This is a genomic window from Pseudomonas sp. Marseille-QA0332, assembly GCF_054950175.1.
In genome coordinates this window covers 2350679-2366072 of sequence record NZ_CM143106.1, presented here as the reverse complement: position 1 = coordinate 2366072, position 15394 = coordinate 2350679, and the positions used below count along the sequence as shown (strand labels likewise).

Genomic DNA, 15394 nt, shown 5'->3' with positions numbered 1-15394 from the left:
GCCTTTTCCTATATAAACCCTGTCGATGCCTTTCCTAGAGTGGCCGCTTCGCAGCGAGACCACTTGCCTCGGGAGACGCGCATGCATCGGTTGAACGTCCTGATTCACCAGGAGCGTCCTTTCCATCAGATAACCCTGCACCAGGCCTTCAACGCGCAAGGCGTGTTCGACGTACAAGTGACGCCCGACCCGCTTGCGATTCGTGCCAGGCTCGCTCATGGCCGGCGCACCGACCTGCTGGTGCTCGATCATGGCATGCCGCTCACGCAAGGCAGCAGGTTGCTCGAGCAAGCCGCGCGCGGCGGCAACGCCCGTGCCCTGATGCTGGTCGGAAAGCCCGGGCATGCGCTCGGCAACCTGGGAGTCATGGCGCGCGAGCACGGCCTCTGGGTGCTCGGGGAGTTGCCATGGCCATTGTCGACGCCGGCGCTCGAACGCCTGCTGCAACGCTTGCGTCTCGATCGGCGCTGGCAGCCAGGCGATTGTCGCCAGACGGTCATGTTTCCCACCCATGCTCGCTGAAACAGGCGTTGCGCCAAGAACTTTCCGCTTCGCTTGATAGTCAATTCAGATACTCAACCAGACCAAGCGAGTGAGCCGGATGGAAAGAATCTGCAGATTGCTCAATGATGCCTTGACCCCCTATCACGCCAAGCTGGGCGAGGCCGATGCCGCCGCCAATCGCGAACTGTCGGTGTTCGACAGCCGGGGCAGCCTGGTGCTGCGACAGGCGGTGACCGCTTCCCAGTTGCACGACCAGCGCCTGCTCGTCGATCTCGTCGATGGCTTGCATCGCGACCTGCAGATCGCCGAAGGGCGCCTGCAGCCTTGTGTCATCGCCGCGCTCCAGCATCGCCAGCAGTCCCTGGGAACCTTTGCCTGAGCCTGTCGTCAGACACTGCAATGGCAGTCGTGCGGTGCTTTGCTCCGGTACTGGCTGGCTGCCTCGGGAAGCCTTGCGAGGCTTTCGATTGACCCCGGACGTCTTCCCCAGCGTCCGGGGTTTCTTTTTTCCAGTACTGATCGCCCTCAGGCAAGGCAGGCCACACGAAGCCCGGCCCCGCTCGCTTGGCACGGCAAGGCGGCAGGGTAAAAGCATCGGTTTTGCTCCATGTTCTGGACGGCCGCTGCGGTCGCGGCGCACCGGGCTGCAGGATCAGGTAGACTGTGCGCCTTTCCCTGCAGAAGCCCCTCGTCCATGGCCCAGCCGTCCACCACGTACAAGTTCGAACTGAATCTGACCGACCTCGATCGCGGCGTCTATGAAAACGTCAGGCAGACCATCGCCCGTCATCCGTCCGAAACCGAGGAACGCATGGCCGTGCGCCTGCTGGCCTACGCGCTGTGGTACGACGAGGGCCTGTCGTTCGGCCGTGGCTTGTCGGATGTCGACGAAGCCGCGCTCTGGGAAAAGAGCCTGGACGACCGGATCCTGCACTGGATCGAAGTCGGCCAGCCCGATGCCGAGCGCCTGACCTGGTGCTCGCGCCGTACCGAGCGTACCAGCCTGCTCGCCTACGGTAGCCTGCGGGTCTGGCAAGGCAAGGTGGTCGATGCGGTCAAGGGGCTGAAGAACCTGAGCATTGCCGCCGTGCCGCAGGAGGCACTGGAAGTCCTCGCCCATGACATGCCACGCACCATCAAGTGGGACGTGATGATCAGCGAGGGTACGCTGTTCGTCACCGACGACCGCGGCCAGCACGAAGTGCAGCTGCAGTGGCTGCTCGGCGAGCGTGGCTGACCTGATCGGACTGACTGAAGACCCATGCGCATCGAACCTCGTCCCCTGCCTGAAAACCTGCCTTTCCTCGGCCAGTTGCCACCGCTGCTGACCCGCCTGTATGCCGCGCGCGGGGTGCGCAGCGAGGCCGAGCTGGACAAGAGCCTGGCACGCTTGCTGCCTTATCAGCAGCTCAAGGGCATCGAGGCGGCGGTCGAGCTGCTGGTCGAAGCCATCGACCAGCGCCAGCGGATCCTCATCGTCGGCGACTTCGATGCCGATGGCGCCACCGCCAGTACCGTCGGGGTGCTGGGCTTGCGATTGCTCGGCGCGGCACATGTGGACTACCTGGTGCCCAACCGCTTCGAATACGGCTATGGCCTGACGCCGGAGATCGTCGAGGTGGCCTTGCAGCGCCAGCCCCAGTTGCTGGTGACCGTGGATAACGGCATTTCCAGCGTCGAGGGCGTGGCTGCGGCGAAACAGGCCGGGCTCAAGGTACTGGTCACCGATCACCACCTGCCGGGCTCGCAGTTGCCCGGGGCCGATGCGATCGTCAATCCCAACCAGCCCGGCTGCGAGTTCCCGAGCAAGGCCCTGGCAGGGGTCGGCGTGATCTTCTACGTGCTCATGGCCTTGCGCGCGCGGTTGCGTGCCCTGGGGCGCTATGCGAACCAGGCGCAACCGAACATCGGCGAGCTGCTCGACCTGGTGGCCTTGGGTAGCGTCGCCGACGTGGTGCCGCTGGACGCCAACAACCGCATCTTGGTCCACCAGGGCATCGAGCGGATTCGCGCCGGTCGCGCCCGCCCTGGACTCAAGGCCATCCTGGAGGTGGCACGGCGCGACCATCAGCGCATCACCTCGACCGACCTGGGCTTCATCCTGGGGCCGCGGCTCAACGCCGCCGGGCGGCTGGACGACATGAGCCTGGGCATCGAGTGCCTGCTCTGCGACGACCTTGGCCTGGCGCGGGACATGGCCGTGCAGCTGGATGAACTCAACCAGGACCGCAAATCCATCGAGCAGGGCATGCAGCGCGAAGCCCTGGCCCAGCTCAAAGAGCTTGCCGTCGAGTCGATGCCGTATGGCCTGTGTCTGTTCGACCCCGACTGGCACCAGGGAGTGATCGGTATTCTCGCTTCGCGCCTGAAGGAGCGTTACCACCGGCCGACCATCGCCTTCGCCGATGCCGGAGAGGGGATGCTCAAGGGCTCGGCACGCTCGGTGCCAGGCTTCCATGTGCGTGATGCCCTGGATGCGGTCGCGGCCCGCCATCCGCGGTTGATCAGCAAGTTCGGTGGGCATGCCATGGCTGCCGGCCTGTCATTGCCCGCCGAGCACTATCCGGCGTTCGCCCAGGCGTTCGACGAGGAAGTGCGTCGCCAGCTGCGCGAGGAAGACCTGACTGGCAGGATGTTGTCCGACGGCATCCTGGCTGCCGAGGAATTCCACCTGGACCTGGCTCGCGCCTTGCGCCAGGCCGGGCCCTGGGGGCAGCATTTCCCCGAGCCATTGTTCCACGGCGTGTTCCAGCTGGTCGAGCAGCGGATCGTCGGCGAGCGTCACCTGAAGGTCGTGCTCAAGAGCGAATGCGGCGCCGTGCGCCTGGACGGCATCGCCTTCGGTATCGATCGCGAAGCCTGGCCGAATCCGACGGTGCGCTGGGTGGAGCTGGCCTACAAGCTCGATGTCAACGAGTTTCGTGGACAGGAAAGCGTACAACTGCTGATCGCTCATATCGAAGCGCGCTGAACCGGCCCAGGGCAATCTGGTCTAGGCTCAAGGAAGCCGGTCCCTGGCCGCAAGCATGCGTGCGGCCAGGCTGGATACTTTTGAGTCCTTGGGAGGTAATTTCATGAGCCTGCTGCTCGAGCCGTACACCCTGCGCCAGCTGACCCTGCCCAATCGCATCGCCGTTTCGCCCATGTGCCAATATTCGAGCGTCGATGGCCTGGCCAATGACTGGCACCTGGTCCACCTTGGCAGTCGTGCGGTCGGCGGCGCCGGGCTGGTGCTGACCGAGGCCGTGGCGGTCACGCCGGAAGGCCGCATCACGCCGGAGGACCTGGGGTTGTGGAACGATGCGCAGGTCGCGCCGTTGCAGCGGATCACCCGCTTCATCACCGCCCAGGGCAGCGTCCCGGGGATCCAGCTGGCCCATGCCGGGCGCAAGGCCAGTACCTATCGCCCCTGGCTGGGCAAGCACGGCAGCGTACCGCCCGAAGAGGGCGGCTGGCAGCCTGTCGGGCCGTCGGGAATTGCCTTCGATCCCGAGCACACGGTGCCGCTGGAGCTTGATGGGGTGCAGATCGAACAGATCGTGCAGGCCTTCGTCGATGCCGCGCGCAGGTCGCTGCAGGCCGGGTTCAAGGTCGTCGAGATCCATGCCGCGCATGGCTACCTGCTTCACCAGTTCCTCTCGCCCTTGAGCAACCAGCGCCGCGACGAGCATGGCGGCAGCTTCGAGAAGCGCATTGGCCTGACCCTGGAGATCACTCGCAGGGTGCGAGAGATCTGGCCAGAGGAATTGCCGGTGTTCGTGCGCGTCTCGGCGACCGACTGGGTCGAGGATGGCTGGAATCCGGACGAAACCGTCGAGCTGGCCAGGCGCTTGAAAGACCTGGGCGTGGACCTGATCGATGTGTCTTCCGGTGGTACCTCGGCCAATGCCGAGATTCCGACCGGGCCTGGCTACCAGACACGCTTCGCCGAAAGGGTGCGCAAGGAGTCCGGCCTGGCCACCGGCACCGTCGGCATGATCACCGAGCCGGCCCAGGCCGAGCATATCCTGCGCACCGGGCAGGCCGACATGATCTTCCTGGCCCGCGAGCTGCTGCGCGACCCGTACTGGCCGCTGCATGCCGACGACGATCTTGGCGGCCACCAGGCGACCTGGCCGGCCCAGTACCAGCGGGCGACCAGCCGACAAAGTCCGATCCACGAGTCCGACCTGCGCGATTGAGGCGTTACCGGGGCCGCCGCACCCGCCGCGAAGCGCCAAGGCGGCCCTGACACTGCAACATCCAGATGCAAATCCATTAAGCCTGGGTTAAGCCGACGGACCTACTCTGGTATTTCCCACTCACTGGAGATGTCCGATGAACACTCGCGCTTTGCTCGAACAGTTGCTCAAGTCCGGCCAGTCGCTGCTCCAGGATCGGCAAGGCTCCAAGGGCGCGGGGCTCGGCGACCTGCTCGGCGCCGTCAAGGGCAAAGGCGGCGGGCTTGGCGGTCTGCTCTCCGGTGCTGGCGGCGGAGCCATGGCTGCCAGTGCCATGGGCATGCTCATGGGCAGCAAGAAGGCACGCAAATACGGCGGCAAGGCTCTGGCTTACGGCGGCCTGGCCGCACTTGGGGTGCTGGCCTACAAGGCGCTGGGCAACTGGCAGGCTCGCCAGGGCGATGTGCAGCGCAGCGAGCCGCAGACCCTCGACCGCCTGCCGCCGGCCGAGGTCGAGGAGCACAGCCAGGCCATCCTCAGGGCTCTGGTGGCGGCCGCCAAGTCCGACGGCCATGTCGATGAGCGCGAGCGTACCTTGATCGAGGGTGAATTCACCCGCCTGGGCAGCGACAGCGAACTGCAGCAGTGGCTGCACCACGAGCTGAACAAGCCGCTGGACCCTGTCGAAGTCGCCCGCGCCGCGCGCACTCCGGAAATGGCCGCCGAAATGTACCTGGCCAGCCTGATGATGGTCGATCAGGAAAACTTCATGGAGCGTGCCTACCTCGACGAACTGGCCCGCCAGCTGAAGCTCGAGCCAGGGCTGCGCCAGGAGCTGGAAGCCCAGGCCAGCCAGGCACTGGAGCAATAGCCCCAAGCTCCAAGCTACAAGCTGATCGGTGAACCTGAAGCACCGCCGCCCAGCTTGCCGCTCATCCCCTCGCGCGAGGCGCCTGGGCTATACTCTGGCGCTTTTCCCGCTCGTTGAGTATTCCTGAGGGCTGATCGTGAAGAACTGGACCTTGCGCCAACGGATTCTGGCAAGCTTTGCCGTGATCATCGCCATCATGCTGTTGATGATCGTGGCTGCCTATTCGCGACTCGCCGCGATCGAGAATAGCCAGAAGGCGGTCGGTGCCGACAGCATTCCCGGTGTCTACTACAGCTCGATGATCCGCAGCGCCTGGGTCGACAGCTACGTCGCCAGCCAGCAGCTGGTAGGCCTGAGCGGGCGGCGCGACCTGGCGCCGGCCGACCTGGAGCTCTACAAGAGCTTCGAGGAGCGCCTCAAGCAGCACATGGCCAGTTACCAAGGCACGATCCATAGCCGCGAGGACCAGGCCAGCTTCGATGTCTTCATCCGCCTGCAGCAGGACTACCTCAAGGCCATCGGCCAAGTGCTCGATGCCTACCGACAGAAGCGCTACACCGAAGCCGAGCGACTGATCGCCGATGTGCTGACACCGATCTGGGCCGAGGGACGCAAGCACCTGAACACGGTCATCGAGCGCAACCGGGAGACCGCCGACCAGGCCACCGAAGCCATCGTCACCGCGGCTAACACGGCCAAGGGCAGCATGCTCGTGTCGCTGGTCCTGGCCATCATTGCCGCGGGTGTGTGCGGCCTGCTGCTGATGCGCGCCATCACCGGGCCCATGCGCAGTATCGTCCAGGCGCTCGACCGCCTGCGCTCGGGTGACCTGAGCGTGCGTCTGAACCTGGCTCGCAAGGATGAATTCGACGCCATCGAGACCGGTTTCAACGACATGGCCGAGGCGCTCGCCGGCCTGGTCTCGCAGGCCCAGCGTTCGTCGGTGCAGGTCACCACCTCGGTGACCGAAATCGCCGCCACGTCCCGGCAGCAGCAGGCTACCGCCACCGAGACCGCGGCGACCACCACCGAAATCGGCGCGACCTCGCGGGAGATCGCGGCGACCTCCCGCGACCTCGTGCGTACCATGACCGAAGTCACCTCCGCCGCCGATCAGGCTTCGGTGCTGGCCGGATCCGGGCAGCAGGGGCTGGCGCGAATGGAGGACACCATGCACCAGGTCATGGGCGCGGCCGACCTGGTCAACGCCAAGCTGGCGATCCTCAACGAGAAGGCCAGCAACATCAACCAGATGGTGGTCACCATCGTCAAGGTCGCCGACCAGACCAACCTGCTTTCGCTCAACGCCGCCATCGAGGCCGAGAAGGCCGGGGAGTACGGGCGCGGCTTCGCCGTGGTGGCCACGGAAGTCCGGCGTCTGGCCGACCAGACCGCGGTAGCCACCTACGATATCGAACAGATGGTGCGCGAGATCCAGTCGGCGGTGTCAGCTGGCGTCATGGGCATGGACAAGTTTTCCGAGGAAGTGCGCCGGGGCATGTTCGAGGTGCAGCAGGTGGGCGAGCAATTGACCCAGATCATTCAGCAGGTGCAGGCACTGGCTCCTCGCGTACTGATGGTCAACGAGGGCATGCAGGCCCAGGCCACCGGCGCAGAGCAGATCAACCAGGCGCTGGCGCAGCTTGGCGATGCCAGCAGCCAGACGGTCGAATCCTTGCGCCAGGCCAGCTTCGCCATCGATGAACTCAGCCAGGTGGCGGCCGGTCTGCGCGGTGGCGTGTCGCGCTTCAAAGTCTGACGCATGATCGTCCCTCAGTCCCCACGCCCGCCACGGACGCATGCCAAAGGCAAGCTGTATTTGCAGTTCCAGCTGGCTGGTCAGCGCTTCGCCCTGGATGCGCACGAAGTGCTCGAAATCTTGCCACGCTGCCCGCTCAAGCCCATCGCCGAGACCCCGCGCTGGGTCGCCGGGATCATGGCCCATCGGGGCGTGCTGGTGCCGGTGCTCGACCTCTCGCTGCGCATGTGTGGCCAGGCGGCCGTGATGCGTACCAGCACACGGTTGGTACTGGTTGGCTATCGGCCCGGCGGCCAGGCCCCGGCCAGGCCCCTGGGGCTGCTGCTCGAGCATGCCACCGAGACCCTGCGTTGCCAGCCGGACGAGTTCCTTGCCTACGGGCTGGACAACGGCCAGGCACCTTATCTGGGGCCGGTGCGCCAGGATGCACAGGGCCTGGTCCAGCGTATCGGCGTCGACGACCTGCTGCCTGACGACGTGCGCCGGCTGTTGTTCCCAGGCGAGCCGGCCCAGGTGGGTGCATGAGCGAACAAAGGTTCTTTCACTTCCTGCATGAGCGCATCGGCCTTGACGTGGCATCGGTCGGCGTATCCATGGTCGAGCGGGCGCTGCGCCAGCGCTGCGCTGCCCTCGGTGCCAGCAACCTGGACGACTACTGGCTGCGTCTGCAGCACCTCGAGGGCGAGCAGCAAGCCCTGATCGAGGCAGTGATCGTCCCGGAAACCTGGTTCTTCCGCTATCCGGAGTCCTTCGCCGCCTTGGTCGGGCTGGCTCGCGCGCGCCTGCCGGCGCTTGCCGGCAACAGACCGCTGCGCATCCTCAGCCTGCCGTGCTCGACCGGGGAGGAGCCCGGCTCGATTGCCATGGCCTTGCTCGATGCCGGCCTGGCTGCGGCGGATTTTCGGGTCGAGGCCATCGATATCAGTCCTGCTTCCATTGCCCGCGCCGAGCGCGGGGTCTACGGGCGCAATGCATTCCGTGGCAGTGCGCTGTCGTTTCGCGACCGGCATTTCCACGCCACTGTCGAAGGCCACTGTCTCGACCAGCGGGTGCGGCGACAGATCGATTTCGAGGTCGGCAACGTGCTGGACCCTGCCTTGCGCGCGCGCGCCGCGCGGTACGACTTCGTGTTCTGCCGCAACCTGTTGATCTATTTCGACGTGCCTACGCAGCAGCGTGCCTTCGAGGTGCTCAAGCTGGTGACCCACCCCCAAGGCGTGCTGTTCATCGGTCCAGCCGAAGGCGGCCTGTTGACACGCATGGGCATGCGACCGCTGGGCATCGCCCAGGCCTTCGCCTACGGCCGCCAGCCCGAGCAGGCTGGCGCCATCCCTGGCAGGACCTCGCGCGCGGTTTCCCGGCCAGCGTTCGCCATGCCGAACCCTCGGTCCTGCGCCATGCCTGGGCGACCGATGCGTCCAGCCCCAGCGCCAGCGCCCGTACCCCTGCGGCGCGACAGCGAGGCGGAGCTGCTCGCGCAGATCAGCGCACAGGCCAACGCAGGCGACAGTGTCCAGGCCAGGCGCAGCTGCGAGCGCTATTTGCGGCAATTCATGCCGCGTGCCCAGGTGTTCTACTGGCTCGGCTTGCTCAGCGATACGGCCGGCGACAGCCGCCAGGCCCAGAGCCATTACCGCAAGGCACTCTATCTGGAGCCGCAGCATACCGACGCACTGCTGCAGCTGGCCGCGCTATTGGCCGCAGAGGGTGACGAAGCCGCGGCGCAGCGACTGCTGGCGCGCGCGGCGCGCACCAACAAGGAGCCCGGGCAATGAGCGAGGAACGGTTGCAGGTACTGGTCGAGAACGGTGACAGGATCGATGACTGCTGGAACCGCATCGGGATCCACGGCAGCAAGACATGCCCCTTGCTCGAGCGGCATGTCCATTGCCGCAACTGCGAGGTCTACGCGGCGGCGGCCACGCGCTTGCTGGATCGCTATGCGCTGTTTCAGGCGCCGCAGGATACCGCGCCCGTTCCGCGCGATGACACCGTCGGGCGCGCCATGCTGCTCTTGCGCCTTGGCGAGGAGTGGCTGGCCTTGGCTACCGCCTGCCTGGCGCAGATCCTGCCACTGCAGCCGGTGCATTCGCTGCCGCACCAGCGGTCGCAGGCCCTGCGAGGGGTGGTCAATGTGCGCGGTGCGCTGGTGCCATGCCTTTGCCTGGCGCACTTGCTGCAAGTGGAGGTGCAGGCAGGTCCTGCAACAGGTTCCAGAGCCATGCCACGCATGATGATCCTTTCGGCGCCAGGAGGAATGGTCGCCATGCCCGTGGACGAGATCGACGGTATCCATCGCCTGGCCGCGACCCCCGTGCCCGACACGCGCCAGGTCGCGCCGTTCACTGCGGCATTACTGCAATGGCGAGGACGCAGCGTGCGCTTACTGGACGAGCAGCAGTTGTTGGCCGCCGTGCACCGGAGCCTGTCATGACGCCCGAGCAGATGCGTGATGCCTCGCTGCTGGAGCTGTTCGGCCTGGAGGCCGAAGCCCAGGCCCAGGTGCTCAACGCCGGGCTGCTGGCGCTCGAGCGCGACCCTACCCAGGCCGACCAGCTCGAAGCCTGCATGCGCGCTGCCCATTCGCTCAAGGGAGCGGCGCGTATCGTCGGGATCGACGCCGGGGTGGGGGTCGCCCATGTCATGGAAGACTGTCTGGTCGCCGCGCAGGAAAAACGCCTGCGTCTGCGGGCCGAGCATATCGACCTGCTGTTGCTGGGCACCGATCTGCTGACCCGCATCGCTGCAGCGGACAACGGCAGCGCGCAGGCGCAAGTGCCCGAGTTCGTGGCGCGCATGACCAGCTTGCTGGGGGTGCCCGGATCGGCAGTTGCCAGCGACCTGGCAGACAGCGGCACACCTGGCCTGCCGGAGCCGCAGGGGCGGTCTGTCCCGGTCGACCTCGAGCCAGCGTCACCGCCAGGGTTGGAGCAGGCCATCAGCAAGACGCGCGCCATCGAAAGCAGCGAGCGGGTTCTGCGAGTGACGGCGGAGCGGCTCAATGGTCTGCTGGACCTTTCCAGCAAGTCGCTGGTCGAGACGCAGCGGTTCAAGCCGTTGCTGGCGGCCCTGCAGCGGCTCAAGCGCATGCAGGGCCAGAGCCTGCGCGCGCTCGACGGCCTGCGCGAGGAGCTGGAAAGCGGCCGGCAGGAGGCCGAGGTGCTCGAGCGCCTGGCCCAGACCCAGCGACTGCTGAACGAGGCCCAGCAGCTCCTGCAACAGCAGATGGCCGAGATCGACGACCATGCCTGGAAGGCCGGCCAGCGTGCCCAGCTGCTCTACGATACGGCCCTGGCCTGCCGCATGCGCCCGTTCGCCGATGTGCTGGCGGGCCAGGGGCGAATGGTCAGGGATCTTGGCCGTTCCCTTGGCAAGCAGGCCCGGCTGGTGGTCGAAGGGGAAAAGACCCAGGTCGATCGTGACGTGCTGGAGAAGCTCGAGACGCCGCTGATCCATTTGCTGCGCAATGCGGTCGATCATGGCCTGGAAACGTCCGAGCGGCGCCTGCGCGCTGGCAAGTCCGAGGAAGGCGTGATTCGCCTGCGCGCCTTGCACCAGGCTGGGCTGCTGGTGGTGCAGGTGCGCGACGATGGGGCTGGCATCGACCTGGAGCGCGTGCGTCGCAGTATCGTTTCCAGGGCCTTGTCGACGGCCGAGGCAGTGGCCGGCATGAGCGAGCAGGAACTGTTGAGTTTCCTGTTCCTGCCTGGCTTCAGCCTGCGCGATGAAGTCACCGAGGTGTCAGGTCGGGGAGTCGGGCTGGACGCCGTGCAGCACCTGGTACGCGAGCTGCGAGGCAGCCTGGAGTTGACCCAGGTGGCAGGCCAGGGCTGCTGCTTCCAGATCACCGTGCCATTGACCCTGTCGGTAGTGCGCAGCCTGGTGGTCGAGGTCGCAGGCGAAGCCTATGCGTTTCCCCTGGCGCTCATCGAGCACGCCCTGGACCTGCCGGCCGAGGCCGTCGTCCAGGTCGAAGGGCGTCAGCAGTTCTGGTACGAGGGGCAACCGGTCGGCCTGGTGGCGGCCAGCCAGCTGCTTGGCCGGCCGAGCGAGCAGGGTCATGCCGAACATGTGCCGGTGGTGGTGATCCGCGAACACGAGCGGCTGTACGGCGTGGCAGTGGAGCGGCTGGTCGGGGAGCGGGTACTGGTGGTGATGCCGCTCGACCCGCGCCTGGGAAAAGTCCAGGATATTTCTGCTGGCGCCGTGCTCGACGACGGTACGGTGGTGCTGATCATCGATGTCGAGGACCTGTTGCGCTCGGTCGACAAGCTGCTGGGCACGGGACGCCTGGAGCGGATCGAGCCGCGCGGCGGAGCCGGTCGTGACCTGCCGCGCAAGCGTATCCTGGTGGTCGACGACTCGCTGACCGTGCGCGAGCTGCAACGCAAGCTGCTCGCACACCGCGGCTACGAGGTCGCCGTGGCGGTGGACGGCATGGACGGCTGGAACGCCTTGCGTGGCGAAACCTTCGACCTGCTGATCACCGATATCGACATGCCACGCATGGATGGCATCGAACTGGTGAGCCTGGTGCGCCGCGACCAACGCCTGCATTCGCTGCCCGTGATGGTGGTGTCCTACAAGGATCGTGAGCAAGACCGCCAACGTGGCCTGGATGCAGGCGCCGACTATTATTTGGCCAAGGCCAGTTTCCACGACGATGCGTTGCTGGATGCGGTGGTCGAATTGATCGGAGAAGCGCAAGGATGAAGATCGCTATCGTCAATGACATGCCCATGGCCGTGGAAGCCTTGCGGCGCGCCCTGGCCTTCGAGCCGGAACATCAGGTGGCATGGGTTGCCAGCGATGGTGCCGAAGCGGTGCGCCGCTGCGCCGAACAGACCCCGGATCTGATCCTGATGGACCTGATCATGCCGGTGATGGATGGTATCGAGGCGACGCGGCAGATCATGGCCAGCACGCCTTGCGCCATCGTCATCGTCACGGTCGACCGCAGGCAGAACGTGCACCGGGTCTTCGAGGCGATGGGGCATGGCGCCCTGGACGTGGTCGACACGCCCGCGCTGGGCGGTGGCGATCCGCGCGAAGCGGCCGCGCCGCTGCTGCGCAAGATCCTCAACATCGGCTGGCTGATCGGCCAGCAGCGCAGCGGCGCGCAACGCAGCCTGGCTGCCATCCCCCGGGACATGTCGCAGCGGCGCGCCCTGGTAGCCATCGGCGCCTCGGCAGGTGGGCCGGCTGCCCTGGAGATACTGCTCAAGGAGCTGCCCAGGGACTTCCCGGCCGCCATCGTGCTGGTACAGCATGTCGACCAGGTCTTCGCCGCTGGCATGGCCGACTGGCTGGCCAGCGTTTCCGGGCTGCCGGTGCGCCTGGCGCGCGAGGGCGAGCCACCACAGCCTGGCCAGGTCCTGCTGGCCGGCACCAACCACCATATCCGCCTGCTGGACAACGGCCAGCTGGCTTATACCGCGGACCCGGTAAACGAAATCTACCGGCCATCGATCGATGTGTTCTTCGAGAGCGTGGCGCGTCACTGGAACGGTGCCGCGGCAGGGGTGCTGCTCACCGGGATGGGACGCGACGGCGCCCAGGGCCTGAAGCTGATGCGCCAGCGAGGCTTCCCGACCATCGCCCAGGACCAGCACAGCAGTGCGGTCTATGGCATGCCCAAGGCTGCCGCGGCCATCGACGCCGCGGTGGAGATCCGCCCCCTGGAACGCATCGCCCAACGTTTGCTGGAACTCTTTGCCAAATGAAATACTGTAACGAACGACGCCTTGCCCATGCTGACGACCTGGTGAACATGCATGAATGACCTTCCAAGCGGCGGCTTCGCAGCCGCCAGGGAAAACCTGGCGATGGTCCTGCTGGTCGACGACTAGGCCATGATCGGCGAGGCGGTGAGAAGAGGCCTGGCTCAGGAGCGGAACCTCGACTTCCACTTCTGCGCCGACCCGCACCAGGCGCTGGAGCAGGCGATCCGTATCAAGCCCACGGTGATTCTCCAGGATCTGATCATGCCCGGGCTCGATGGCCTGAGCCTGGTACGCGCGTATCGCGACCACCCAGCCACCCAGGACATCCCGATCATCGTGCTGTCGACCAAGGAAGAGCCGCTGGTCAAGAGCGCGGCCTTCGCCGCCGGTGCCAACGACTACCTGGTGAAGTTGCCCGATACCATCGAGTTGGTGGCGCGTATCCGCTATCACTCCAGGTCCTACCTGACCTTGCTACAGCGTGACGAGGCCTACCGTGCCCTGCGGGTGAGCCAGCAGCAGTTGCTCGACACCAACCTGGTGCTGCAGCGGCTGATGAATTCCGATGGCCTGACTGGGCTGTCGAACCGGCGCCACTTCGACGAATACCTCGAGCTCGAGTGGCGGCGCGCCATGCGCGAGCAGAACCAGCTGTCGCTGTTGATGATCGACGTCGACTACTTCAAGGTCTTCAACGACACCTTTGGCCACCTGGCCGGCGATGAAGCCCTGCGCAAGGTCGCCGAGGCCATTCGCGGCTCGTGCGCCCGTCCCAGCGACCTGCCGGCGCGCTATGGTGGCGAGGAGTTCGCCCTGGTCCTGCCCAATACCTCGCCCGGCGGCGCCCGCCTGGTGGCCGAGAAGCTGCGCCAGACCGTGCTGGCGCTGAACATCCCGCACACCTCGCCGCAGGCCGACGCCCGGTTGACCGTGAGCATCGGTCTGGCCACCCAGACCCCGGCCATTGGCAGCCACTGCCGACAATTGATCTCGGCGGCCGACAAGGGGCTCTACCTGGCCAAGCATGGCGGTCGCAACCAGGTGTGCGTGGCCTGACGGCAGCCGCCAGGTATCAGCCGCAAGCCACAAGCAGAAGCGGATCGGCATCGCTCGCGTCTGGCTCTTGCTCGTAGCTTGCGGCTTGCGGCTTGCGGCTGCAGCTTGTCGCTGCGCCCCCGCGCCGCTTGCCGCCCGCCGTCGACCTTGAGGTATACTCTTCGGCTTTTCACAGAATACCGACGAGAGCCGCCCGCCATGGAAATCAACCCGATCCTGAACACCATCAAGGACCTGTCCGAACGTTCCGATTCGATTCGGGGGTATCTTTGACTACGATCTCAAGCATGACCGCCTGATCGAAGTCAATCGCGAGCTGGAAGACCCGAGCGTCTGGAACAAGCCCGAATACGCCCAGGAGCTGGGTCGCGAGCGCGCCACCCTGGCGCAGATCGTGGAAACCCTGGACAAGCTGGCCGCTGGCCTTGCCGATTGTCGCGACCTGCTGGACATGGCCGTCGAGGAAGATGACGAAGCTACCGTCGCCGATGTCGAGGCCGAGCTGCGCAGCCTGGAGCAATCCCTGGCCCAGCTCGAGTTCCGCCGCATGTTCGGTGGCGAGATGGACATGAACAACGCCTACCTGGACATCCAGGCCGGTTCCGGTGGCACCGAGGCGCAGGACTGGGCCAACATCCTCCTGCGCATGTACCTGCGCTGGGCCGACAAGCGTGGCTTCGACACCACCATCATGGAGCTGTCCGAAGGCGAGGTGGCCGGCATCAAGGGCGCGACCGTACACGTCAAGGGCGAATACGCATTCGGCTGGCTACGTACCGAGATCGGTGTGCATCGCCTGGTGCGCAAGAGCCCGTTCGACTCCGGCAACCGTCGCCACACCTCGTTCTCGGCGGTCTTCGTGTCGCCCGAGATCGATGACAAGGTCGAGATCGAGATCAATCCGGCCGACCTGCGGATCGACACCTACCGCTCGTCCGGCGCCGGTGGCCAGCACGTCAACACCACCGACTCGGCGGTACGGATCACCCATGTGCCGACCAATACCGTGGTCAGCTGCCAGAACGAGCGTTCCCAGCATGCCAACAAGGACACCGCCATGAAGATGCTGCGGGCCAAGTTGTACGAGCAGGAAATGCAGAAGCGTACCGCCGCTTCCCAGGCCCTGGAGGACAGCAAGTCCGACATCGGCTGGGGGCATCAGATCCGTTCCTACGTGCTCGATGCGTCGCGGATCAAGGACCTGCGTACAGGCGTCGAGCGCAGCGACTGCGACAAGGTACTCGACGGCGACCTCGACGAATACCTGGAAGCCAGCCTCAAGCAGGGCCTGTGATCGTGCGTCCCGGCCGTGCAAGGGCAG

13 protein-coding genes and 1 pseudogene are annotated in these 15394 nt (G+C 65.9%); all 14 read left to right on the top strand.

From position 1 onward, the window contains the following. Nucleotides 1-81 precede the first annotated feature (81 nt). Nucleotides 82-522: a response regulator gene (locus ACY8GK_RS11005; protein WP_462401273.1), complete on the top strand. Its 441-nt coding sequence runs from the start codon at nucleotides 82-84 to the stop codon at nucleotides 520-522. 79 nt (nucleotides 523-601) lie between these two features. After that, the gene (locus ACY8GK_RS11000) at nucleotides 602-883 is read left to right on the top strand and encodes a DUF3509 domain-containing protein (RefSeq protein WP_196177731.1); all 282 of its coding nucleotides are present in this window, start codon (nucleotides 602-604) and stop codon (nucleotides 881-883) included. 315 nt (nucleotides 884-1198) lie between these two features. Beyond that, nucleotides 1199-1741, top strand: coding sequence for a YaeQ family protein (locus tag ACY8GK_RS10995; protein WP_196177729.1), 543 nt, complete (start codon nucleotides 1199-1201; stop codon nucleotides 1739-1741). A gap of 24 nt (nucleotides 1742-1765) precedes the next feature. Further along, nucleotides 1766-3475 (top strand): single-stranded-DNA-specific exonuclease RecJ, encoded by a 1710-nt coding sequence (gene recJ / locus ACY8GK_RS10990; protein WP_196177727.1) that lies wholly within the window; start codon nucleotides 1766-1768, stop codon nucleotides 3473-3475. A 103-nt stretch (nucleotides 3476-3578) separates the two neighbouring features. Next, nucleotides 3579-4685: an NADH:flavin oxidoreductase/NADH oxidase gene (locus ACY8GK_RS10985; RefSeq protein ID WP_196177725.1), complete on the top strand. Its 1107-nt coding sequence runs from the start codon at nucleotides 3579-3581 to the stop codon at nucleotides 4683-4685. A 136-nt stretch (nucleotides 4686-4821) separates the two neighbouring features. Continuing rightward, the gene (locus tag ACY8GK_RS10980) at nucleotides 4822-5535 is read left to right on the top strand and encodes a tellurite resistance TerB family protein (RefSeq protein WP_462401272.1); all 714 of its coding nucleotides are present in this window, start codon (nucleotides 4822-4824) and stop codon (nucleotides 5533-5535) included. 136 nt (nucleotides 5536-5671) lie between these two features. Next, nucleotides 5672-7294 (top strand): methyl-accepting chemotaxis protein, encoded by a 1623-nt coding sequence (locus ACY8GK_RS10975; RefSeq protein WP_462401271.1) that lies wholly within the window; start codon nucleotides 5672-5674, stop codon nucleotides 7292-7294. A gap of 3 nt (nucleotides 7295-7297) precedes the next feature. Continuing rightward, entirely contained in the window at nucleotides 7298-7819 is a 522-nt protein-coding gene (locus ACY8GK_RS10970) for a chemotaxis protein CheW (protein ID WP_196177719.1), read from the top strand. Then, complete coding sequence (locus ACY8GK_RS10965) at nucleotides 7816-9069, top strand: CheR family methyltransferase (RefSeq protein ID WP_462401270.1); 1254 nt, start codon at nucleotides 7816-7818, stop codon at nucleotides 9067-9069. The genes ACY8GK_RS10970 and ACY8GK_RS10965 overlap by 4 nt, the downstream gene beginning before the upstream one ends. Then, nucleotides 9066-9728 carry a chemotaxis protein CheW gene (locus ACY8GK_RS10960; RefSeq protein ID WP_196177715.1) on the top strand — a complete coding sequence of 221 codons (663 nt, stop codon included), beginning with the start codon at nucleotides 9066-9068 and terminating at the stop codon, nucleotides 9726-9728. The genes ACY8GK_RS10965 and ACY8GK_RS10960 overlap by 4 nt, the downstream gene beginning before the upstream one ends. Continuing rightward, the gene (locus ACY8GK_RS10955; RefSeq protein ID WP_462401269.1) at nucleotides 9725-12007 is read left to right on the top strand and encodes a response regulator; all 2283 of its coding nucleotides are present in this window, start codon (nucleotides 9725-9727) and stop codon (nucleotides 12005-12007) included. The genes ACY8GK_RS10960 and ACY8GK_RS10955 overlap by 4 nt, the downstream gene beginning before the upstream one ends. Continuing rightward, nucleotides 12004-13017, top strand: coding sequence for a chemotaxis response regulator protein-glutamate methylesterase (gene cheB, locus ACY8GK_RS10950; RefSeq protein WP_196177711.1), 1014 nt, complete (start codon nucleotides 12004-12006; stop codon nucleotides 13015-13017). Before ACY8GK_RS10955 ends, cheB begins: the two co-directional genes overlap by 4 nt. A 51-nt stretch (nucleotides 13018-13068) precedes the next feature. After that, nucleotides 13069-14073 (top strand): annotated as a pseudogene (locus ACY8GK_RS10945) (diguanylate cyclase). Nucleotides 14074-14271: 198 nt separating this feature from the next. Continuing rightward, nucleotides 14272-15367 (top strand): peptide chain release factor 2 gene (gene prfB / locus ACY8GK_RS10940; RefSeq protein WP_462401268.1). Its coding sequence is split into 2 segments (ribosomal slippage): nucleotides 14272-14343 and nucleotides 14345-15367, totalling 1095 coding nucleotides; the frame shifts between segments, so codons are not numbered across the junction. Nucleotides 15368-15394: the final 27 nt, after the last annotated feature.